We start from the raw sequence: 23,570 nt of genomic DNA, 5'->3' as shown, positions 1-23,570 counted from the left end.
AGGTTCAGGCGTTTATCCGCCACCCTTCCCACGCGATCCACCGGCCATGGAAGTCTGCGCGGCCGATCACTTGCCTTTCGCCGCCCGGCCATATTTGCAGCGACAGTGCCGCACCAGGCGCCTGCCCGTCGGTTTCCATCTGCAGTCGAGCGAGCGGTGCCTCTTCCGTCGCAGCCGCGCCAGCGGCGGCAATCAGAGCCTCGCCTTCTCCCTTTGCCGACTCCGGCAGGTATTGCCAGGCGACCGAGTGATAGACGACGTGGGTGGCGCCGAAAAAAACGCGTATCAACCGCTTCTTCAGCCAGTCGATCGCGTCGGCGCGCTCGACCAGGTCCCCTTGACCTGCCGCGATATCGAGTGCTTTCCTGGTTCGATCAAGTCGGTCGAACTGGTCTGCCCAGATGTAGGAGAGAAGCCGTAGTCGATCGTCGTCGCTCGCCGGGTCGAGCGGATGGAGGTCGCAGCCGGCGCGCTCGACGATTTCGATAGGTTGAAGGGGAGGGGTTTCCCCAGACCAGTCCGGAGCGATAAGCACCGCGGCGGTTTCGTCGCCCCAATGATCATTGCCAAGAACGTAGTGGTAGCGGTCCCAGTGCAGGTTCAGGCCGGCGCTGGCGCCGACCTCGGAGAGAACCAGCGGTTTTCCGAAGAGCTGTGCAACCGTGAGGAAACCCGGAAGCAGGGCGCCAGAGCGCCGCACCTCGTTGGTCTGCGGCGCGGAGGCGAGACGATCGAGGATGAGGTCGGCTTCCTGCCGGAGTGCCCGCCCGACCGCCTGCCAGAGGATTTCGTCGTCGACGCGATTCGGCGGATAGCTTGCTTTGAGACCGTCGTCGCGACCGGAGAGCACAAGCGCGTGCAGCGCGCCGGCGAGGCGCAGCGCGACGGAATCGCCACTCGACGTCGGGTTGCCGGGCCAGCGGAGAATCCGGTTGCCGACGGGCGAGCTTGCAAGTAGGCGGTCAGCGACGAGACGGCAGAGCCGGGCTGTGAAAGGCGAGCCCAAATCGTTGCAGGCTTTCGCCTGGTCGCGGAAGGCGTCGCGAACGCGCGCCTCGATGGCCGCCTCCTCAGGCATCCGCCGGCCGATCCTTGGGATCGAACTGGATGATCGTCTGCCAGGTCGCCGTCAGCGCGGGCTTTCTTTCTCCCTCGATCTCCACCGTGACGTCATAGGTGATCATCAGCATGCCGGCGCCGCGGAAGCGGGCATCGGCCATGGTGAAGCGGCCGCGCACGCGTGCGCCGCTCTTTACCGGCGCCATGAAGCGCACCTTGTCGAAGCCGTAATTGATGCCCATCGTCTGCTCGCGGATCTTCGGCAGGCAATTATAGTTCATTGCCGAGAGCAGCGAGAGCGACAGGAAGCCGTGCGCAATGGTCCCGCCGAAGGGCGTCTCCGCCGCGGCGCGCACCGGGTCGGTGTGGATGAACTGAAAATCGCCGGTCGCCTCGGCAAAGCTGTCGATAGTCTTTTGCGTCACGGTGATCCAGTCGGAGACACCAAGCTCCTTGCCGATCAGCTCCTTGATATCGGAAAGCGAAATTTCGTGCGGCATTTGATTGTCCTGAAGAAGGCCTCCCGATCGATCTATAGGCCGGTAGGGCGGGGCCTAGCAAGCGGTTGTAAGACTTTAGAAAACCTCGACAAAGAAAGTGACCGAACGGGCGGGAGCAAAGACCGGAGGTGCCGCGTCCGATAGTGCGTCGCACCATTCGCCGTCGAGACTCGCCGGCAACCGGAAGGGATGCGGTGCGTGGCTGCGATTGAGGACGACGGCGAGCCGCGTCGGTCGCTTCTGCTTGCGGTCTTCGGTCGCCAGCACCATGACGAGGTTGTCGGTCGCGGGGTGTTCCCAGTCCTCGACCGTCATCGGATGACCGTCGAGGCGCAGCCAGGCAACGTCGCCCATGCCGGTGAAGAAACGAGTGTCGGCAAAGACGCCGAAACGCCGGCGCATGGCAGAAAGCCGCGCGGTGTGATCTATCAGCTTGTCGTCGAGTTTGCTCCAATCGAGCCAAGTGACGGCGTTGTCCTGCGCATAGGCATTGTTGTTGCCGCGCTGGCTGCGCCCGCCTTCATCGCCGGCCGTCAGCATGATCGTGCCGCGCGAGGCAAAAAGGGTGCCGAGGAGAGCCATGGCATCGTGCTGCCGGGCCGCGGCGATTTCTGGATCGTCGATTGGGCCTTCGGCGCCGTTGTTCCACGAGTAGTTCTCATCGTGTCCGTCGCGATTGCCTTCGCCGTTCGCCTCGTTGTGCTTGCGGGCATAGGAGACGAGATCCGTCAGTGTGAATCCGTCATGGGCGGCGACGAAATTGACGCTGCGGGTCGCGGTTTCCCCCCAGCGGGAAAAGGTGTCGGAGGAGCCGGCAAGCGCGGTCGCGAGCGCGCCCATCGCATGCCGGTCGCCGCGCCAGTAGCGGCGGATATCATCGCGGGCCCGGTCGTTCCATTCGAGAAAAGGCTCCGGGAAATTGCCGAGCTGATAGCCGCCGGGGCCCGTGTCCCAGGGTTCGGCGATGAGGACACGGTCGCTGAGCACCGGATCGGCGGCAATGGCCGCGAAAAGGGCGGCATCGCGATGGAAGCCGCTCATGTCGCGGCCGAGGATCGAGGCGAGGTCGAAGCGGAAGCCGTCGACACCCGCGGTAAGCACGAAATGGCGCAGGCTGTCGAGGATCAGGCGCTGAACGACCGGATGGTCGCAGGCGATCGTGTTGCCGCAGCCGGTGTCGTTGATGAGCTCGCCGGGCTGGTCGGTCGCGTGGCGATAATAGGTGAGGTTGTTGAGGCCGCGCATCGAAAGCGTCGTGCCGAGCCGGTCGCTTTCGCCGGAATGGTTGAAGACCAGGTCCAGGATGACGCCGATACCCGCCTTATGCAGCGCATCCACGGTCTTGCGAAGTTCCTTGAGGCCGCCGGGTACCAGCCGCGGATCGAGCGCCATCGGCGCAATCGGATTGTAGCCCCAGCCGTTGTGAAGGCCGAGCGGCGGCAGGTGCCGCTCGTCGATCCAGGCGACGATCGGCATGAGTTCAACCGCCGAGACGCCGAGACGCTTGAGGTGATCGAGGACGACCGGATCGGCGAGAGCCGCCAGCGTGCCGCGTTTCCTTTTCGGAATGTCCGGGTGGAGAATCGTGAACGGCTTGACGGCCACCTCATAGATCAGCCCGCCGGGCTCAAAAAGCGGCGGCTTCGTCTTCACCGTTTTCGCCTCGGTGACGATCGCCTTCGGCACCAGATCGGCGGTCTCCTCGCCGAAGACCGTCAGCCGAGAGTCGTGACGAAAGGGGCGGTCGAGCTCCGTCGCATAAGGGTCGACCAGCAGCTTCGAGGGATCGAACCATAGGCCATGTTCGGGCGAGTAGATGCCGTCGGCGCGCAGGCCGTAGCGGGTGCCGACGGCTATGTCGGCGAGGGTGACGCTATGGACATCACCCTCGCGCAGCATCGCCAGGCGGCGCAGTTCCTTTGTGCCCGTCTTGTCGAAGAGGCAAAGGTCGATGCGCGCGGCATTGTGCGACCAGACGGCAAAGCGCGTTCCGTCGGGCGTCCGCGTCACGCCGAGAGGTGGAATTCCGGTCGTCGGCATGAGTGCAGGCCCCTGTTTATATTGCAGCTGAAGTCAATGCCGGCGTTCACCCCCCTCTCGCCTGCCGGCCATCTCCCCCACAAGGAGGGAGAATATGTGTGGCTTGCGCCTCACTCCGACCGAGTCGCTTCCGCAAGTGGAACGGTCACGTGAGGTACGAGGAGAGCCGCGGGGTCGTCTCCCCCCTGTGGGGGAGATGTCCGGCAGGCCAGAGGGGTAACCGGGGGCTCGATTTCGGAAGAGAGGGGCCAAGCCGCGGCCGCCTCCGTGCAACCCGTCAGGTAATGACGCTTGGTCCGTCGCGGCCGGTGCGTTTCTTGATCTCGGCGATCTCGTCGGCAACGGCGATCAGATCGGCGAGCGCTGCCTGTGTGTCGAGATCGTGGCGCGCCGGATCCGGCTCGTAGCGCTCGATATAGACGCGCAGCGTCGCGCCCGACGTTCCCGTGCCCGATAGACGGTAGACGACGCGTGATCCGCCCTCGAAGAGGATGCGGATGCCCTGATTCTTGCTGACCGACTTGTCGACCGGATCGTTGTACGAAAAATCGTCGGCCGTCTCGACCTTGAGCGCGCCGAAGCTGTTGCCGGGCAGTGCCGCGAGCTTGTCGCGAAGCGCCGCGATCAGGCCGTTCGCGGCATCGGTGTCGACCGCCTCGTAGTCATGGCGGGAATAGTAGTTTCGGCCGTAAGTCAACCAGTGCTTGCGCGCGATATCGAGCGCGCTCTCCTTGCGCGCTGCGAGAATGTTGAGCCAGAGCAGAACGGCCCACAGCCCGTCCTTCTCGCGCACATGGTTCGATCCGGTGCCGGCGCTTTCCTCGCCGCAGATTGTCGCGAGGCCCTCGTCGAGCAGGTTGCCGAAAAACTTCCAGCCGGTCGGCGTTTCGTAAAGGCCGATGCCGAGCTTCTCGGCGACGCGGTCGGCTGCGCCGCTCGTCGGCATGGAGCGTGCGATCCCGGCAAGCCCCTTGGCATAGCCCGGCGCCAGATGGGCATTGGCGGCGAGCATGGCGAGGCTGTCGGAGGGGGTGACGAAGATGCCCTTGCCGATGATCAGGTTCCGGTCGCCGTCGCCATCGGAGGCGGCACCGAAATCCGGCGCGTCCGGCGCCATCATCGTCTCGTAGAGCGCGCGGGCGTGCACGAGGTTCGGGTCCGGATGATGGCCGCCGAAGTCCGGTAGCGGTATGAAGTTCATGACCGAGCCCTTCGGCGCGCCGAGCCGCTTCTCGAGAATTTCCTTGGCATAGGGGCCGGTGACGGCGCTCATCGCGTCGAAGACGACGCGGAAGCCGCCGGCGATGAGCCTACGGATCGCGTCGAAATCGAACAGGCTCTCCATCAATTCGGCATAGTCGGCGACCGGATCGATGATCGTCACCGTCATGTTCTCGACCTGCTGGTTGCCTTCGACGTCGAGATTGACGTCCGGCACGTCGGCGATCTTGTAGCTGTCGATCACCCTGCTGCGGGCGAAGATCGCATCCGTCACCTTCTCCGGTGCCGGACCGCCATTGCCGACATTGTACTTGATGCCGAAGTCCTCGGTAGGACCGCCGGGATTATGGCTTGCCGACAGCACGATGCCGCCGAAGGCCTTGTATTTGCGGATGACATTGGAAGCGGCCGGCGTCGAGAGGATGCCGCCGCGGCCGACGAGCACGCGGCCGAATCCGTTCGCTGCCGCCATCTTGACGGCCTTCTGGATGACTTCACGATTGTAGTAGCGGCCGTCGCCGCCGATCACCAGCGTCTGGCTCTCGTAACCCTCGAGCGAATCGAAGATCGACTGGATGAAGTTCTCGGCATAGTTCTTCTGCTGGAAGACCGGGACTTTCTTGCGCAGGCCCGAGGTGCCGGGTTTCTGGTCGCTGTAGGGATTGGTGGAGACGGTTTTTATCATCTGTCTTAGCCTTTCGCGAGAAGACCGGAGTAGAGCGAAGCATAGCGTTCCGCACTCTTGGCCCAGGAAACGTCGGACTTCATGCCCTGGTTCTGCAGGCGCGCCCACACTTTCGGCTCGCTGTATGCACGCATCGCGCGCCGGATCGCAAGACGCAAGCCGTCGGCGTTGACCGGGTGGAACTGGAAGCCGGTCGCGACTCTGGCCGATAGCGCCGCCTCGTTGGCGTCGATGACCGTGTCGGTCAGGCCGCCGGTACGGGCGACGATCGGCACGCAACCATAACGCAGACCATAGAGCTGCGTCAGCCCGCAGGGCTCGAAGCGCGACGGAATGAGGATCGCGTCGGCGCCCGCCTGCATCAGGTGCGACAACGGCTCGTCATAGCCCGTTACCATGCCGATGCGGCCGCGATGGCGCGAGGCAGCGGCCATCAGCGCCCCCTCAAGCGCCCTGTCGCCGGAGCCGAGCACGACGAGCTTGCCACCACGCGCTACGACATCGTCGGCCACTTCCGCCAAGAGGTCCATGCCTTTTTGCCAGGTGAGCCGGCTGATGACGCAGAAGATCGGGCCGGAGCTCTTGTCGAGACCGAAGCGCTCTTCCAATGCCTCGCGGTTGGCCGCCCGTTGCTTGATCTTGGTGGGACCGTAGTTCCGTGCGATGTGCGGGTCCGTCTCGGGATTCCAGGTGTCGACGTCGATACCGTTGACGATCCCGGTGAGGTCTGCGGCCCGGCTTGCCAGAAGGCCTTCCATGCCCATGCCGAATTCCGGTGTCAGGATTTCATGGGCGTAGGAAGGGCTGACGGTGGTGATCGCCGTGGCCGTCTGCAGGCCGCCTTTCAGAAACCCGACATCGCCGTAATATTCGACGAACTGCATGGAGAAGGCCTCGGGCGGCAGGGAGAGTTCGGGGAAGATGGACGCGCCGAACTGACCTTGGAAGGCGATGTTGTGAATGGTCAGAACGGTCGGCATGTTCCGCGCCGAGCCGAAGCGCATATAGACCGGCGTCAGCGCCGCCTGCCAGTCGTGAACATGGACGATGTCCGGCTTCCAGCCGGCAACGACATCGTCTCCGGCGATTTCTGCGGCCGCGAGCGACAGGGCGGCGAAGCGGCGGAAATTGTCCGGATAGTCGCGGCCGGTCGGATCGAGATAAGGGCCGCCGTCGCGGTCATAGAGGACCGGCTGATCGAGAACGAGGAGGTCCAGTCCGTCAAGTTCGGCCGCAAGCACCGTCGCGGGGTGGCCGAACAGATTGCCGATGCCGCCGACCGCCTTCCTCTTTTTCAGCTTGTGGAGCACGGCGGGATAGCCGGGCACCAGCGTGCGCGTGCGGATGCCGTGGGGAAGAAGAGCCGCCGGAAGCGCGCCGACGACATCGGCGAGCCCCCCGGTCTTGACCAGCGGGAAGACCTCTGACGCAACGGACAGGATGTTCATGCAGACCTACATTCCCAGCTTGTCGATCATCGTTTGCGTGATCAGGCAGACACCGTTTTCCGTGCGGCGGAAGCGTTTCGCATCAAGCTCCGGATCATCGCCGACGACCAGCCCTTCCGGGATCACGACCCGACTGTCGATGACGACATTGCGCAGAATCGAGTGCCGCCCGATGGTCACGTCGGGAAGAACTACGGCATTTTCGAGTCGGGAGTATGAATTGACCCGGACGCCGGTGAACAGCAGGCTTTTGTTGAGCGCCGCACCGGAGATGATGCAATCGCCGGAGACGAGCGAGGAAGTCGCCGAGCCGCGGCGGTCTTCGTCGTCGTGAACGAACTTAGCGGGCGGTTTGATTTCGGAGAAAGTCCAGATCGGCCAGGTGCTGTCGTAGATGTCGAGCTCCGGCGTGATATGAGTGAGGTCGATATTGGCCTGCCAGTAGGCGTCGATCGTGCCGACGTCGCGCCAATAGGCCTCGCGCTCGAAGTCAGAACGGACGCAGGAGTGAGTGAAGCGGTGGGCGACCGCTTTGCCGTGCTCGACGATATAGGGGATGATGTCCTTGCCGAAGTCGCGGCTCGACTTCGGATCGGCGGCGTCCCGGCGCAACATGTCCATCAGGAACTTGGTATGGAAGACGTAGATGCCCATAGAGGCGAGCGCCAGCTCCGGGTTTCCCGGAATGCCGGGCGGATCGGCCGGCTTTTCGACGAAGGCGATGATCCGGTCTTCATTGTCGACATGCATGACGCCGAAGCCGGTTGCCTCCATCCGCGGCACTTCGAGGCAGCCGATGGTGACGTCGGCGCCGGAATCCACGTGCTGCTGCAGCATCAGCTCGTAGTCCATCTTGTAGACGTGGTCGCCGGCGAGGATCACCATGTATTCGACGCCGTGATCCTCGATGATGTCAATGTTCTGGAAGACCGCGTCGGCGGTGCCTTCATACCATTGCGTCTCCGAGACGCGCTGGCTCGCCGGCAGGATATCGAAGCTCTCGTTGCGCTCGGGGCGGAAGAAATTCCAGCCGCGCTGCAGGTGGCGTATCAGCGAATGGGCCTTGTATTGCGTCGCCACCCCGATGCGGCGGATACCGGAATTCAGCGCATTGGAAAGCGCGAAATCGATGATGCGGGCCTTGCCGCCGAAATAGACCGCGGGTTTGGCACGCCGGTCTGTCAGTTCCTTCAGACGACTGCCGCGGCCGCCGGCGAGAACATAGGCCATGGCATCACGAGCCAGAGGTTGCGTACGTTTTTCCACCATTTGTCCTCCCCAGGTCAGTTCGAGGACTGCTTGGCGGCATTCTGCGACGCCTCGCGGCCCACATGATTTCTCTACTCCGCCCGCCGGGCAATCCCGGCGGGACAAAATGCGCTACTCCTGCTCCAGCATCAGCGTCGCCAAAGGCGGCAGCGTGATGGTGGCGATTGTCTCTCCGTTCGATCTCTTCTCGGCATAGACGGCACCGCCGTTGCCCTTGCCACTTCCTCCATAGATTTCCGCATCGGTGTTGACGATTTCCTTCCAGCGCCCCGCGACCGGAAGCGGCACGTCGTAATGCTCCCGGTAGACCGGGGTGAAGTTGGTGACGACGGCGACCAGCTTTTCTCCGGGAGCCTTTCTCAGCCAGGCGAAGACGGAGTTTTCGCGATCGTCGGCGATCATCCACTCGAATCCATCGCCCTCGCAGTCGCGCGCATGGAGCGCCGGCTTCGACCGATAGGTGCCGTTCAAGTCGCGCACCAGGCGCCGCATGCCCTCGTGCAGATGATATTCGAGCAGGTTCCAGTCGAGCGCGCGGTCTTCTGCCCATTCGCGCCATTGCGCAAATTCCTGCCCCATGAAGAGGAGCTTCTTGCCGGGATAGCCCCACATGAAGCCGTAATAGGCCCGGAGATTGGCAAACTTCTGCCAGTCGTCGCCGGCCATCTTGGCGACAAGCGATCCCTTGCCGTGCACGACCTCGTCATGAGACAGCGGCAAGACGAAGTTCTCGCTAAAGGCGTAGAGCAGGCCGAAGGTCATGTCGTTGTGGTGGAACTTGCGGTGCACGGGCTCGCGCGCGAGATATTGCAGCGTGTCGTGCATGAAGCCCATGTTCCACTTGAAGCCGAAGCCAAGCCCGCCCGCATGGACGGGATGCGAGACCTTCGGCCAGGAGGTCGATTCCTCGGCAAGGGTGATCACGCCCTGGTGGATGCCATAGAGGCGGGTGTTCAACGTCTGCAGGAAACGGACGGCGTCGAGATTCTCGTTGCCGCCATATTCGTTCGGCACCCATTCGCCATGCTGGCGCGAATAGTCGAGGTAAAGCATCGAGGCGACCGCATCGACGCGCAGGCCGTCGACATGGAACTTTTCCGCCCAGTAAAGAGCGTTGTTGACGAGATAGGCGACGACCTCGTCACGCCCGAAATTGTAGATCGCCGTGTTCCAGTCGGGGTGGAAACCCTGGCGCGGGTCGGCGTGTTCGTAAAGCGCAGTGCCGTCGAACCAGCGAAGCCCGTGCTCGTCGGTCGGAAAATGCGCCGGGACCCAGTCGAGGATGACGCCGATGCCGACCTTATGGCAGCCGTTGACGAAGCGGGCAAAGCCTTCCGGCTCGCCGAAGCGGGCGGTCGGCGAATAGAGGCCGGTCGTCTGGTAGCCCCAGGACGGATCGTAGGGGTACTCGGAGATCGGCAGGAATTCGATGTGGGTGAAACCCATATCGACGCAATAGGGGATCAGCCGGTCAGCGAGTTCGTCCCAGGTGAGCATTTCGCCGTTGTCGCGGCGCTGCCAGGAGGCGGCATGGACCTCGTAGATGGAAATCGGCTGGCGGCGTGGGTCGACCTCCTCCCAATGCTGCTGGTGCGCCTCGTCCTCCCAGACCTGGGCGATTTCACCGGTCGTCACCGACGCAGTGTTGGGGCGGAGTTCGGAGCGCCTGGCGAAGGGATCGGCTTTCAGCGGAAGGAGCGTACCGTCCTTCCCGAGGATTTCGTATTTGTACGGGGCACCGGCGGGCACGTCGGGGATGAAGATTTCCCAGATGCCCGTATCAGTGCGCAGGCGCATGACGTGCCGGCGTCCGTCCCAGTCGTTGAAGCTGCCGACGACGGAGACGCGGCGCGCGTTCGGCGCCCAGACTGCGAAGTGGAAGCCCTCCGCTCCGTCATGCCAAATCTGATGAGCGCCCATCTTTTCGAAAAGACGAAGGTGCGATCCCTCACGGATATAATAGTCATCCATGGGCCCAAGCACGGGGCCGAAGCTGTAGGGATCGACGATGATCCACTCGCCGCCACTGTTGCGGGCGCGGTAGCGGATGGGCTGCTCTTTCCGGAGCGACACCGGTCCCTCGAAGAAGCCGGCGTCGTCGCGCCGCTCCAGTGCGCCGATTTCCTTGCCGGAGAGGGTTTCCGCCACTACCGCTTCTGCGCCGGGGATGAAGCACCGGGCGACATAGGTCTCGCCCGCTGCATGCACGCCGAGGACGGAGAAGGGGTCGTTATGGGTGCCGGAGAGTATTGCGACAATCTCCGGCGCTGGCAGCGTGCCTGACGGGGCGGGGGCTGGATCCTTGCCGGGAGCAGACGTCATCCGGCTCTCCAGATTTCTCCGGCATATTGCCGGATCGTGCGATCGGACGAGAACCAGCTCATGCGGGCGGTGTTGCGGATCGCCTTCGAATACCAATCCGAGGGCGTGGTCCAGAGCTGGTCGATCTCGCGCTGCGCTTTCGCATAGGCCTCGAAGTCCGCTGCGACCATGAACCAGTCATGGTTGTAGAGCCCGTCGACAAGGCTCGAAAAGCGACTGCGGTCGTCGGGCGAGAAGACGCCGGACGCGATCGCGGAGAGCGCCTGCGACAGCTCGCGCGAGGCTTCGATGATGGCGCGCGGATTGTGGCCTTCAGCCCGTGCGCTGGCCACCTCCTCGGCGGTCATGCCGAAGATCTTGATGTTTTCCTCGCCGATCCAGTCGCGCATCTCGACATTGGCGCCGTCGAGGGTGCCGATGGTCAGTGCACCGTTCAAGGCAAACTTCATGTTGCCGGTGCCGGATGCCTCCATGCCTGCGGTCGAGATCTGCTCGGAGAGATCTGCCGCCGGAACCATCACCTCCGCGAGCGAAACGTTGTAATTGGGGATGAAGACGATCTTGAGCAGGCCGCGAACGGCCGGGTCGTTGTTGATGACACGGGAGATATCGTTGGCAAGTTTGATGATCAGCTTGGCATTGTGGTAGCTCGGAGCTGCCTTGCCGGCGAAGAGCTTGACGCGCGGCACCCAGTCGAGCTCGGGATGCGAGCGGATCTGGTCGTAGAGGGCTACGGCCTCGATGAGGTTCAGAAGCTGGCGCTTGTACTCGTGAATGCGCTTGATCTGGATGTCGAACATTGCCGAGGGATCGAGGCGGATGCCGAGACTCGTCTGGACCAGCTTCGCCAGCCTCACCTTGTTGGCGCGCTTGACGGCGGCGAAATGCTCCTGGAAATCCGCCTTGTCGGCGAAGGCGTCGAGCGCCTGCAGCGCCTCGGTATTGTCCATGAATTCGTCGCCGATTGCCTCGCGGATCAGCGCGAACAGGCCTGGATTGCATTGCATCAGCCAACGGCGCGGCGTGATGCCGTTGGTCTTGTTGTTGATGCGGTCCGGGTAGAGCCGGTGCAGGTCGGCGAAGACCGTCTCCTTCATCAGTTCCGTGTGCAGGGCCGAGACGCCGTTGATCGAATGGGAGCCGACGAAGGCGAGATTGCCCATACGCACGCGCCGCTCGCCCGCCTCGTCGATCAGCGAGATGCTGCGGATCTCCTCGTCCGTCGCATGCTTCTGCCTGCGCGCTTCGATCAGGATCTTGGCGTTTATGGCATAGACGATCTGCATGTGGCGCGGCAGCAGCCGTTCGAAGAGCGGCACCGGCCAGCTTTCGAGCGCCTCCGGCAGCAAGGTATGGTTGGTGTAGGCGAAGGTCCGCCGCGTGATCTCCCAGGCCTGCTCGAAATCGAGTCCGTGTACGTCGGTCAGGAGACGCACGAGTTCGGCCACGGAGACGGCCGGATGGGTGTCGTTCAGCTGGATGGCGACGGCGTCCGGCAGAGAGGTGAAGTCGGGATATTGCTGCAGGTGCCGGCGCAGGATGTCCTGGAGGGAGGCCGAGGAGAAGAAATATTCCTGCCTGAGCCTCAGTTCCTGGCCAGCGGGGGTCGCATCGGCGGGATAGAGCACGCGCGTCAGGCTCTCCGCCTTGTTGCTTTCGCGGAGCGCCCCGATATGGTCGCCGGCATTGAAGGCATCGAGCAGGATCGGATCGATCGGTTGCGCGGCCCAGAGGCGCAGCGTGTTGACACGGGTCGCCCGCCAGCCGACGGCCGGCGTGTCGAAAGCCGTGGCGATGACGCGTTCGGCCGGCTTCCAGACGTAGCGCTGCACTTCCTCATCGAGATTCACGGTTTCGACGCTGCCGCCGAAGCCGATCTCGTAGGAACTTTCGCGCCGTTCGAACTCCCAGGGGTTGCCGTGCGCCAGCCAGGTTTCCGGCAGTTCGACCTGCCAGCCGTCGGCCATTTGCTGGCGGAACAGGCCGTGCATGTAGCGGATGCCGTAGCCATAGGCGGGCACGTCGACGGTGGCCATGGATTCCATGAAGCAGGCGGCGAGACGGCCAAGGCCGCCATTGCCGAGTGCCGCGTCGGGCTCGAGCCCGGAGATCACGTCGATATCGACTCCGAGCGAGGCGAGCGCGTCGCGCATCTCGTCCATCAGGCCGAGATTGGTCATGGCGTCGCGCATCATGCGGCCGATCAGGAATTCGAGCGACATGTAGTAGACGCGCTTGGCGCCGGTCGCATAGGTCTTGCGTGTGGATTCCATCCACCTGTCGGTAATGCGGTCGCGGGCGACGAGGATCGCGGCAGTCAGCCAGTCATGCGGCTTGGCGACTTTCGGGTCCTTGCCGATGCGGTACTTGAGGCGCTCGAGGATCTCCACCGCGAGCTGGCCGGGTTCGGACGACCGGGGAGCGGGATGCGGCAGTTCGGTGGTGGAGAGCCGATTCATCATGAGAACTGTCGTAACCCTTATTGCATTTCAGGAGGCTGCAGGCCGGAACCGACCTGGATCGAGGCAATTTATGCATCGATCCGAAGCGCTTGCAACAGGTGTTTTTCAAAGGTTTAAAATAGCAAGCGCTTGTCGGCGGGCGGGGCCGTGGTGATTTTCGACTGGCTCCGCACAAAGAAAAATGCCGCCCGGCGAGCCTGGGCGGCATCAAGGGGATATGTGGCGGCGCGGCCTTATTTGGTCAGGCGCGACGCCATGGCCGCCGCCTTTTCACCGATCTTCTTGAACTCGGCGACGAGTTCTTCTGCATTCTCCGCCTCGAGATAGTGCTCGCTGGATGTGGCGCAGTATTGGAGAAGGTCCTTGCCTCGCTGCGGGGCCATAAACGCGACCGCAAACACCTGAATGCCCGCAGTCTTAGCTTTGTCGCAATAGCTTTTGGTCATCGCATCCGAGGAAAGGTTGTCGGGTCTTCCGTTGAAATGCGTGTTTTCACCATCCGTCATGAACACGATGTACTTTTCCGGGATCTGGCCATTCTTCACGGCGTGCGCCTTGTCCTCAAGGTTTGCGCCTGCGCTGTCCTTTGCCGTCAGCTTTTCGTATGCGGTTTTGAATGCCGAGCTTGAATCGGTGCCGCCAATGGCCTTGAGCGCTTTGACATAGGTGCCGGCTGTCGGCGAGCCCCAGTTCAGCTTCGTTGCCGGATCCTGCTTGTCGTTATAGGAAACTGCGCCGGCACGCATGTACTCCTGTTCCGGATCTGCCAGCACCAGCGGCGCGAACATATCGTTTACGGCCGTCTTCAGCGTGCTGATCTTGTCAATATAGCATGGGCTGGTGGCCACCAGATTGGGATATTGCCACCAGTTCGACGAGGTATAGTTCGGACACCTGGTTCTCGTCTTATCGACCGTGGTGGTCTTCCACGCCATCGAGCCGGAGCGATCGAGCACCAGATACATGGAAATGGCATTCCTGGCCTCCGTGGCGCTTTCCGCCGTCGCCCGCGTCTCAAGCTCGATCGACTCCTGGCCGAGCAAGCGGGTCATTGCGTTGAACTGCAGCAGGTGCTTGTTGACGATGGAGACCTTGAACGACTTCCCTTTCGTGCCGTTCGGCGTTTCGGTGATGTTCACCTCCGACGTATTTACATCGTCCCACTCCGGCCGCGAGGCCGCATCGGTGCCCTCGGTCGCAGACTCGTCCCCCGCCCCAGGGAGATCCGCTGCGTTGCTGGCGGCCATCTGAGCTTTCAGGAACTTGCGTGCTATCGCCTTGGCTTCCTCGACGTCCGGCCTGGCATCAGATACCAGCGCGGAGGCCGCCGCAAGGGCGGCCGCATCGGTCGCATCCTGGAGCTGATTCTTGGTCATCAGCATGTTGGCCATATCGATGGAAACACCGCCGGCGGCAAGCAGCAGCGGCGCGAGCAAGGCCGTCATCATCGCGAAATTACCGCCCCGATCCTGGAGCATCGCCGCCAAGGATCGGCTTACAGTGGATCGTTTTCCCATCGTTGCATACCCCAGAAGAACACGTTGCAAGCCTGGGGCAAGATCTAACAGGTGACATCTTACCGTCCGCTTCAAGCGATCGGTTCAATCTTAATGAATGGGCGGAAAATCCCCGATTTTTTGGGGGTTCGCGCTCCCGCTACCGTGCGGAAATGAACGGTTGTGCCAATTCGGATCAGCCGACCGGAATGACGTCGACGGCCTGTTCCGTTGTGTGACTGCCGTAGCTTTTCAGCACGCCGATCACGGGTGCAACGTCGCCATAATCTCGGCCGTGGCCGACGACGATGTGATCGGTGCCGGCGGGAATGTTGTTCGTCGGGTCGAGTTCCATCCAGCCGCCGGTGGTGCCGCACCAGAAGCGGACCCAAGCATGCATCGCATCGGCGCCTTCGAGCCGCTCTTTGCCCGGCGGCGGCAGTGTTCTGAGGAAGCCGCTGACATAGCCGGCGGGGATGCCGAGGCTGCGCAGCGCCACGATCATCACATGGGTGAAGTCCTGGCACACCCCTCGCTTCAGCTTGAAGGCCTCGCCGGGCGTGGTGTTCACGGTCGTCGCTTCGCCGTCGTAGACGAAGTCGCGATGGATGCGATCGCAGACGGCGACGCCGATCTGCTGCACCGTCATGCCCTCTTTGGCGATCGCTCGCGCATAGGCCGCGATCTCCGGCACATCCGACAGGAGCGGGCTCGGACCAACGAAATGGTGAGGCGATTCGGCGTCGATCGACCAGCAGGCGGAAAGCTGGGGCGGCAGTCCGGCGAGCGGTGGCGAGAAATCGGCAGTGAGCGCGGACGCTTCCGCCTGAACCCGTGCCTGCATGCGGATGACGAGCTGGTCGTGCACCGAGCGGAACAGAATGGAGGTGGTCGGATTGGCGAAGAAGTCGACGCTTTCCGCCCGCTCGTCAGGCGTGGGCTGGCAGGTGACCGACCCGGCGATGAGGCGCTGGCGGCCGGGGATCGATGCGGGCAGTACGTGCACCAGATGCCGGCCGCCGCTCACCGGAACCTCGTAGCCATAGGTGATCTTCAGGCTGATGTCATAGAGCATGAAGCCGCCCTCCGTCAGCCAAGATAGGTCTGCGCGAGCAGGTCCGACAGTCTTTCGAGGTCCTGCTCCAGTCGCTTGTACACGCCCGCGTTCAGCGCGTCGGGCGTCATCACTGCGAGGCCGGAATGGAGCCGCATCGTTTCTCGGTAGAAGGGCGACATCTGGCCGTTGACGAAGGCGTTCGGCAGCAGTTCGACCTCCGTCTTGATCTCGTTCAGCTGATAGAGGATCGAACGTGGGTTGAGCGGGTCGAGCGCCAGGAGGTCCGTCACGGTCAAGGCGGCGGTGTTGACGTTGTAGCGGCGGCGGTGAGTCATGACGCTGTCTCCGATCTCGAGGAGCATGTCATAGGCCCCGTCGGGCGCCTCCGGTCCGGACATGTGGCCGAGCAGCCTCGTCATATGGAGGCCGCGTTCGAGATAGCGCCCGATCGACAGGAATCGCCAGCCGGTGAAGCGATACATGTTTTCGTGCACCAGGCCCGCAAAGCCGGCGAGTTTGCGCAGGAGGATCGTCATCGCGTGAGTGGCGTCGTCCCCCGCTTGTACAGTCGTATGGAACTTCCGCGCCGTCTTGGACAGGTCGTTGAGCGCGAGCCAGCCGTCCGGCGAGAAGCGGTCGCGGATGTTACCGGCGCTGAAGAGGGCACTTTCGACGTTGGAGAGCAGGCTGTCCGGCACCGGCTGGCGCGTGCTGATGTCGAGCGCGGCGAGATAGTCGCTCACGTCCTTCAAGAGCGGCATGTTCGGATCGGCCGCTTCGGCGAAACGACCGTGCCAGGCGCGCAGGATCCGAAGCGCCCCTTCCGCCCGCTCGATGTACCGGCCGAGCCAGAAGAGGTTGTCTGCCGCGCGGCTCGGCAGGCTTCCCGGCAGGTTGCGGGTGAAGCTCTCCTCCGCCGGAAGCAGCGTCGTGTGTTCGACCGGCTTGTCGCTGACGATCCAGACGTCGGCCGCAGTGCCGCCGGCCTGCATCGCGATTGCCGCCACATCGTCGCCGGAACCGATGCGGGCGAAGCCGCCCGGCATGATATGCCAGCCGTCGCGTGTGCGCGCGGCGAAGACCCTGAGGCTCATCGGCCGGGGCGTCAGTCGCCCGCGCACCCAGGCCGGCGTCGTCGACAGGGTGACGACCTCCTGCCCGACCAGCTTGCCGCCGTCCGTCGCGAGCCATTCGGCAACCGAGGTCTTGGCCGTTTCGCGCAAGGAAGCTCCGAGTACTGACCGGCCGTTGTCGTCGAAGAAGGGACGTGTCGAATAGGCCGGCCCGATGACCATGCCCTCGATATTGCCGGCGACCTGCGCGCGTTCGGACTCCTGCCCGCACCACCAGGTGGCGATCGACGGCAGCTTCTGCTCTTCGCCGGTGAGATGACGACAGATCGCCGGCAGGAACGCCAAGAAGGCGCGCGTCTCCAGGATGCCCGAGCCGAGCGCATTGACGATCGAGACGGAACCTGCTCTTAGCGCCTCGACGATGCCGGGCGTGCCGATGTGAGAGGACTGGTTGAGTTCCAGCGGATCGGCGAAGGACGCATCAAGGCGGCGCCAGAGCACGCCGACCGGCTTCAGCCCGGCGACGGTGCGCACCATCACCCGGCCGCCGACGACGGTCAGATCCTCGCCTTCGAGCAGCATGAAGCCGAGATAACGGGCTATATAAGCGTGTTCGAAATAGGTCTCGTTGGCGATGCCGGGCGAAAGCACGGCAATGCGGTCGTCGGGGTGCTGCTTGCGGGCCTGGAGCGTGTCGCGGAAGGCGCCGAAGAAGCCTGCCAGCCGATGAACGTGGGTTTCGGCATAAAGGTCGGAGAAGGCGCGTGTCGTCGCCACGCGGTTCTCGAGCGCGAAGCCGGCGCCGGATGGCGCTTCGGTCCGGTCGGAGAGCACCCACCAGTTGCCGTCGGGCCCGCGTCCGATCTCGAAGGAGCAGAAGTGCAGGAAATGCCCGTTGGCGGGCTTGATGCCGACGAGCGGGCGCAGGAACTCCGGATTGGAAGCAACAAGCGCCGGCGGCAGCAGCCCCTCCCTGACCAGCCGGTTTTCGCCGTAGATATCGGCGACCACCCGCTCCAGGAGTTCGGCCCGCTGCACGAGGCCCTCGGAGACGGCCGCCCATTCCGCGTCGTCGATTAGGACCGGGATGTGCGACAGCGGCCAGCTTCGTTCCGAGCTTTCCTTGCCGTAGGCGCGATAGAAGACGCCGGCATCGCGGAGATACCTGTCGGCGCGGGCAAAGCGGTTGGCGAGCTCGGTCTCATCCATCCGGTCCAGCGTCGCCAAAAGCCGTTGCCATACCGGACGGACATTGCCCTTCGCGTCGAGCATCTCGTCCGCGACGCCCGGCAGCGCGCGATAGCCGAACACCGGGTCGCTTTCGAGCCGGCTCTTCTCCGTTGCCTCTGCCGCCTGCTTCTTCGCCATTTACGCTCCTGCCGGACGCCTCAGGTCGAGCGTCAGGGGAAATTCCGCCGGCGGGGTCTCCGGCTGCAAACGATACATTCCGGCGGTGTGGCCCCAGGGTTCGAAGCGCGCCAGCCGACGTGCTTCGGCCTCGTTGCCGTTGACCGGAAAGGTCTCATAGTTACGCCCGCCCGGATGCGCAACATGATAGACGCAGCCGCCGATCGCGCGATTCGACCATGTATCATAAATGTCGAATGTGAGGGGAGAGTTCACCGGCAACACAGGATGCAGACCGGAGGTCGGTTGCCAGGCCTTGTAGCGGACGCCGGCAACGGCAACGCCGCTCGTGCCGGTTTTCGTAAGCGGTACCGGGCGGCCGTTGCAGGCGACCGTGTAACGGTCGGGATTGGCCGTTTCGAGCTTCACCTGCAGCCGCTCTACGGAGGAATCGACATAGCGGACGGTGCCGCCGATGGCGCCCTGCTCGCCCATCACGTGCCAGGGTTCGAGGGCTTGGCGGATTTCGAGCTTCGCTTCCGCGTATTCGACTTCGCCGCAGAAGGGGAAGCGGAATTCGAGTTGCGCCTCGAACCATTCGGGACGGAGATCGAAGCCATGGACGCGCAGGTCGGCGAGGACTTCGAGAAAATCCTGCCAGACGTAATGGGGCAGCATGAAGCGGTCGTGAAGCGTCGTACCCCAACGCACGAAGCGGCCCTCTATCGGGCTCTTCCAGAATCGGGCGATGAGCGCGCGCACCAGCAATTGCTGCGCCAGCGACATGCGCGCGTTGGGCGGCATCTCAAAGCCGCGGAACTCGATCAGCCCGAGCCGCCCCGTCGGACCATCCGGCGAAAACAGCTTGTCGATGCAGATTTCCGAGCGGTGCGTGTTACCGGTGACGTCGACGAGCAGGTTGCGGAACAGTCGGTCGACGAGCCAGGGCAGAGGCGGCAGACGACCGGCGCCCGGCGGCACCTGAGCGAGCGCAATTTCGAGCTCATAGAGCGAGTCGTGGCGGGCCTCGTCAATGCGCGGCGCCTGGCTGGTCGGTCCGATGAAGAGACCGGAAAAGAGATAGGAGAGCGACGGGTGGCGCTGCCAGTGAAGCACGATACTCTTCAAAAGATCCGGTCGGCGCAGGAACGGGCTGTCGTTAGGGCTGCGGCCGCCGACAACGACGTGATTGCCGCCGCCCGTCCCCGTATGGCGGCCGTCGATCATGAACTTGTCGGCGCCGAGCCGGCTCTGGCGCGCCTCCTCGTAGATCGCCGTGGTGATGTCGACGCATTCGCGCCAGGTGGACGCCGGATGGATGTTGACTTCGATCACCCCCGGATCCGGTGCGACCCGGATGACGTTGATGCGCTCGTCATGCGGCGGTGCATAGCCCTCGATATGGACGGCGAGGCCGAGCGCGGCGGCGGCGCGCTCGGTCGCGGCGATGAGATCCAGATATTCCTCGATGCTCGTCGTCGGCGGCATAAAAACGGAGAGTCGGCCATCCCGCGGCTCGACGGTGATGGCTGTGCGGACGTGGCCGTCGATTTCGTCGCGCGAAGGGGGGACCGGTGTCGGGGGCTCCTCGAAAGCCTGAAAGCGCGACTGCTGCGCGCGGCCCTTCGTTTCGGCGAAATCCGGCAGGTCGTCGCGCGGCACCGTCGGGTCGACGGGATTAATGTAGGGATAGGACGAAGGGGAAATATAGGGCAGGGAGCCAAGCGGCAGGCGATAGCCGACAGGGCTGTCGCCGGGCACGAGAAAGAGGCGGCCGCGCCGGGTCTTCCACTTCTCGCTCATCCATCGCCGGTCCGATGCACGCGCATTCCACGCCTGCACCGGCAGCACGTAGCCGGTCGGCGTCGTCAGGCCACGCTCGAAAACGCGGGCAAGGCGGCTTCGTTCCTCCGGATCCTTGAGCTTGGAGTTGGACGGATCGACATTGTCCGGGAGGTTTGCTTCCTTGATGATCCATTCGGCGGGATCCTCATAGGCCGGAACGACCATGTCCGCCGCAATGTCGAGTTCGCCGGCAACCGCGGCGAGCAGGCGCTCGGCGTCGCGCTCCGTCACTTCGTGGCGCCCGCGTTCCTCGGCGATGAGGTCGGGGCGCTGCCAGATCGGCAGGCCGTCCCGTCGCCAATAGAGCGAGAAGGTCCAGCGCGGCAGGCTCTCGCCCGGATACCACTTGCCTTGTCCGTAATGCAGGAAGCCGCCGGGCGCGAAGCGCTCGCGCAGCCGGCGGATGAGGGCGTCGGCCTTTTCGCGTTTGGTCGGGCCGACGGCGGCGGTGTTCCACTCGTCGGACTCGAAATCGTCGATCGACACGAAGGTCGGCTCGCCGCCCATCGTCAGCCGCACGTCGTTCTCGGCCAGCACCCGGTCGACCTTGTCGCCAAGCGTGTTCAGGGCTTCCCAGCTCTCGTCGGAAAAAGGCTTGGTGATGCGCGGATGCTCGGCGACACGAGCGATCTTCATATCGAAGGCGAAATCCGATTTCGTCTCCGGATCGCCGAAGAAGCCGCCCGAGATCGGCGCGGCGTTGCGATAATGTGGCGTTGCCGCGAGCGGGATGTGGCTTTCGCCGGTCAACAGACCGGAGGTCGGGTCGAGCCCGATCCAGCCCGCGCCGGGAAGATACACCTCGGCCCAGGCGTGGAGGTCGGTGAAATCGTGATCGGTACCGGAGGGTCCGTCGAGGGCCTTCAGGTCGGGCGTCAACTGGATGAGATAGCCCGAGACGAAACGCGCCGCAAAACCGAGGTTGCGGAGAATCTGCACGAGCAGCCAGCTCGAATCGCGGCACGATCCCCTGGCGAGGCCGAGCGTCTCTTCCGGCGACTGTACACCCGGCTCCATGCGGATGACGTAGCCGATTTCCTTCTGCAGCCGCGCATTGAGGCCGACGACCATGTCGACGGTGCGCTGGCGCGAGCGGTCCACGCTCTCCATGAATGCCGAAAGCCTCGGCCCCATCGGCTCCGGCGTCATATAGATCTTCAGGTCCTCGCTTAGGTCTTCGGCGTAGCGGAAGGGCCAGTGCTCGGCCTCTTCCTCGACGAAGAAGTCGAACGGATTGTAGACGGTCATATCGGCGACGAGGTCGACTTCGATCTTCAGCTCCGTCACCGGATCGGGAAAGACGTAGCGGGCGAGATAGTTGCCGTACGGGTCCTGCTGCAGATTGACGAAGTGGTTCGCCGGCGAAACTTTCAGCGAGTGGCTGATGACCTTCGTTTTCGAGTGGGCCGCCGGCTTCAGCCTGATGATTTGCGGCGAAAGCCTTACCGGTCGGTCATAGGTATAGTGGGTCAGGTGGTAGATACTGGCCTTTATCGACATGCGGCTTTTTCCCCTCGATGGCAGGTCCTTCGCCCGCCATTCGAGAAGACTTTTGTGCAATGCAAAGAAGAAAGCAAGCCGAAACCGGGGCGGCTCCGGCTTGCCTCCCGTCTCGTCAAACCGGCGGCGGATTGATCCGGGCGAAGCCCTCCTGCCGGTAGTAGGGAAAGTAGGGATAGGGCGCCGTCGCCGCGCTTGCCGCATCGAGTCGCGCGATCTGATCGGCGGCGAGCGACCAGCCGACGGCGCCGAGATTCTGGCGCAACTGTTCCTCGTTGCGCGCGCCGATGATGACGCTCGATACGGTCGGGCGCTGAAGAAGCCAGTTGATGGCGATCTGCGGGATGGTCTTGCCGGTTTCCTTTGCGATAGCGGTGAGCACGTCGACGACATCGTAGAGCTTCTCCTCGTCGACCGGCGGCCCGAAGGCGGCAGTATCGTGCAGGCGGCTTCCCTCCGGCCAGGGCTCTCCACGGCGAATCCTGCCGGTCAGCCGCCCCCAGCCGAGCGGGCTCCAGACGAGCGCACCGACGCCTTGGTCCAGGCCGAGCGGCATCAGTTCCCATTCGTAGTCGCGGCCGACCAGCGAATAATAGACCTGGTGGGCGACATAGCGCGGATAGCCGTGGCGCTCGGCGATTGCGAGCGACTTCATCAATTGCCAGCCCGAGAAATTCGAGACGCCGACATAGCGAAGCTTGCCGGAGCGCACCAGCGTGTCGAGTGTCGACAGCACCTCCTCGATCGGTGTCCCGGCATCGAAGGCGTGCAACTGCAGGAGGTCGATATAGTCCGTTCCAAGCCGCTTCAGCGCGTTTTCCACGCCCTTGATCAGCCGCGAGCGTGAGGAGCCCGCCTCGTTCGGTCCCCCGCCCATGGGAAGCGATATCTTCGTCGACAGGATCACCTCGTCGCGCCGCCCCTCTATCGCTGCGCCCAACACCTCTTCGGATGCGCCGTCGGAATAGACGTCCGCCGTATCGAAGAGATTGACGCCCGCCTCCAGGCAGATGTCGACGAGGCGGCGGGCTTCGGCCGCATCCGTCTTACCCCAGGCGCTGAAGAGCGGGCCCTTGCCGCCGAAGGTGCCCGCGCCGAAGCTGAGCGCGGGGACCTTCAATCCGGATGAGCCAAGCCGTCGATATTCCATTTCGCAAACTCCATTCTTGCCGATGATGTGGTTGACACAAGGATGGGGCCGGCTCTCTCTTGGATGTAGACCGCTGGCCGGAACATTATTTGTGAGTTGAATTCATATGTCGCGACCCTCCATCAATCGCTCGGGCGAAATGGAAGTCTTCGCTAAGGCGGTGGAGCTCGGCGGCTTTTCCGCCGCCGCCCGCCACTATCGGATGACACCGTCGGCCGTCAGCAAGCTTGTGCTGCGCCTGGAAGAGCGGCTGGGCGTGAGGCTCGTGAACCGGTCCACGCGTAAGTTGCAGCTTACGCCGGAAGGACATGCGTTCTATGAGCGCACCGTTCGCATCCTTGCCGATATCGACGAGGCGGAGCGCTCGGCATCGGCCGGCGAAAGCCCGACAGGCAGGGTGCGGCTGAATGTGAATGCGTCGTTCGGAACCCACATACTGATCCCGCTCGTGCCGGAATTCCAGAGGCGCTTTCCGGCTGTCACGCTCGATATCGTCATGACCGATGCGGTGGTCGACCTGATGGAGGCGCGCGCCGATGTGGCGATCCGGGCGGGGCCGCTCAAGAGCTCGACCTTGATCGCGCGCAAGCTCGGCGCGACGCGCATGATGGTCGTGGCGGCGCCATCCTACCTGGAGCGCTGCGGCACACCCTCCACGATCGAAGAGCTGAAGAGCCACGACCGGCTCGGCTTCTGCTATGCGCGCGCCGTCGACGGTTGGCCGCTGAGGACTGGGAGCGAAACGATTGTGCTGCCCGCTTCGGGCGCGGTGCAGGTGAGCGACGGCGAGGGGTTGCGCCATCTCGCCCTTACCGGTGCCGGCCTGGCGCGGCTTGCGGAATTCACCGTGCGCGGGGACGTTCGCGCCGGACGGCTCGTGCCCGTTCTGGAGGACCTCAATCCGGGAGACCTCGAAGAGATCCACGCCGTCTTTCTCGGCCAGGGCGGCGCGTTGCCAGCGCGCGTCAGGGCCGTTCTCGATTTCCTCGCCAGGTACGCTCGCGTCACGCCTGAGCCGGATATGAGAACGACGCAGGGCCAGGCCCCGGCACGAAGAGATCGAGCATAAACATGCGGTCGCCGGAACAGGACGAGG

General features: G+C 63.7%; 14 protein-coding genes. 1 reads left to right on the top strand and 13 read right to left on the bottom strand.

The window, feature by feature from the left end:
- Window positions 1-4: 4 nt before the first annotated feature.
- From AYK65_RS14480 to AYK65_RS14420, 13 genes are all read right to left on the bottom strand, one after another.
- Window positions 5-1,078, bottom strand: a complete 1,074-nt coding sequence (locus AYK65_RS14480) for a DUF2332 domain-containing protein (RefSeq protein WP_081158822.1) — start codon at window positions 1,076-1,078, stop codon at window positions 5-7.
- Entirely contained in the window at window positions 1,071-1,559 is a 489-nt protein-coding gene (locus AYK65_RS14475) for a MaoC family dehydratase (RefSeq protein ID WP_026616207.1), read from the bottom strand. The genes AYK65_RS14480 and AYK65_RS14475 overlap by 8 nt, the downstream gene beginning before the upstream one ends.
- Window positions 1,560-1,634: 75 nt before the next feature.
- A complete protein-coding gene (gene glgX / locus AYK65_RS14470) occupies window positions 1,635-3,599 on the bottom strand; it encodes a glycogen debranching protein GlgX (protein WP_081158821.1) in 1,965 nt (654 codons plus the stop codon).
- Window positions 3,600-3,876: 277 nt separating this feature from the next.
- Window positions 3,877-5,505 carry an alpha-D-glucose phosphate-specific phosphoglucomutase gene (locus AYK65_RS14465; protein WP_046116517.1) on the bottom strand — a complete coding sequence of 543 codons (1,629 nt, stop codon included), beginning with the start codon at window positions 5,503-5,505 and terminating at the stop codon, window positions 3,877-3,879.
- 5 nt (window positions 5,506-5,510) lie between these two features.
- Window positions 5,511-6,953 (bottom strand): glycogen synthase GlgA, encoded by a 1,443-nt coding sequence (glgA, locus tag AYK65_RS14460; RefSeq protein ID WP_081158820.1) that lies wholly within the window; start codon window positions 6,951-6,953, stop codon window positions 5,511-5,513.
- Between the two features lie 6 nt (window positions 6,954-6,959).
- Complete coding sequence (glgC, locus tag AYK65_RS14455) at window positions 6,960-8,222, bottom strand: glucose-1-phosphate adenylyltransferase (protein ID WP_026616211.1); 1,263 nt, start codon at window positions 8,220-8,222, stop codon at window positions 6,960-6,962.
- 111 nt (window positions 8,223-8,333) lie between these two features.
- On the bottom strand, window positions 8,334-10,544 hold the full coding sequence (gene glgB, locus AYK65_RS14450; RefSeq protein ID WP_081158819.1) for a 1,4-alpha-glucan branching protein GlgB: 2,211 nt from the start codon (window positions 10,542-10,544) through the stop codon (window positions 8,334-8,336).
- Window positions 10,541-13,006, bottom strand: a complete 2,466-nt coding sequence (locus AYK65_RS14445) for a glycogen/starch/alpha-glucan phosphorylase (RefSeq protein ID WP_139793188.1) — start codon at window positions 13,004-13,006, stop codon at window positions 10,541-10,543. The genes glgB and AYK65_RS14445 overlap by 4 nt, the downstream gene beginning before the upstream one ends.
- Before the next feature lie 233 nt (window positions 13,007-13,239).
- On the bottom strand, window positions 13,240-14,523 hold the full coding sequence (locus AYK65_RS14440) for a vWA domain-containing protein (protein ID WP_046116514.1): 1,284 nt from the start codon (window positions 14,521-14,523) through the stop codon (window positions 13,240-13,242).
- A 175-nt stretch (window positions 14,524-14,698) separates the two neighbouring features.
- Window positions 14,699-15,577 (bottom strand): transglutaminase family protein, encoded by an 879-nt coding sequence (locus AYK65_RS14435; RefSeq protein WP_046116513.1) that lies wholly within the window; start codon window positions 15,575-15,577, stop codon window positions 14,699-14,701.
- Window positions 15,578-15,591: 14 nt separating this feature from the next.
- Window positions 15,592-18,000 carry a circularly permuted type 2 ATP-grasp protein gene (locus tag AYK65_RS14430; RefSeq protein WP_026616216.1) on the bottom strand — a complete coding sequence of 803 codons (2,409 nt, stop codon included), beginning with the start codon at window positions 17,998-18,000 and terminating at the stop codon, window positions 15,592-15,594.
- Window positions 18,001-21,324, bottom strand: coding sequence for a transglutaminase family protein (locus AYK65_RS14425; RefSeq protein ID WP_081158817.1), 3,324 nt, complete (start codon window positions 21,322-21,324; stop codon window positions 18,001-18,003).
- A gap of 115 nt (window positions 21,325-21,439) precedes the next feature.
- Entirely contained in the window at window positions 21,440-22,474 is a 1,035-nt protein-coding gene (locus tag AYK65_RS14420) for an aldo/keto reductase (protein ID WP_046116510.1), read from the bottom strand.
- Between the two features lie 106 nt (window positions 22,475-22,580).
- On the opposite strand from AYK65_RS14420, the gene AYK65_RS14415 reads away from it, so the two are divergent.
- On the top strand, window positions 22,581-23,543 hold the full coding sequence (locus AYK65_RS14415; protein WP_081158816.1) for a LysR family transcriptional regulator: 963 nt from the start codon (window positions 22,581-22,583) through the stop codon (window positions 23,541-23,543).
- Window positions 23,544-23,570: the final 27 nt, after the last annotated feature.

It is taken from the genome of Ensifer aridi (assembly GCF_002078505.1).
In the GTDB taxonomy this organism is placed as follows: Bacteria; Pseudomonadota; Alphaproteobacteria; order Rhizobiales; family Rhizobiaceae; genus Sinorhizobium; species Sinorhizobium aridi.
This window is presented reverse-complemented; position numbering and strand designations above follow the sequence as displayed.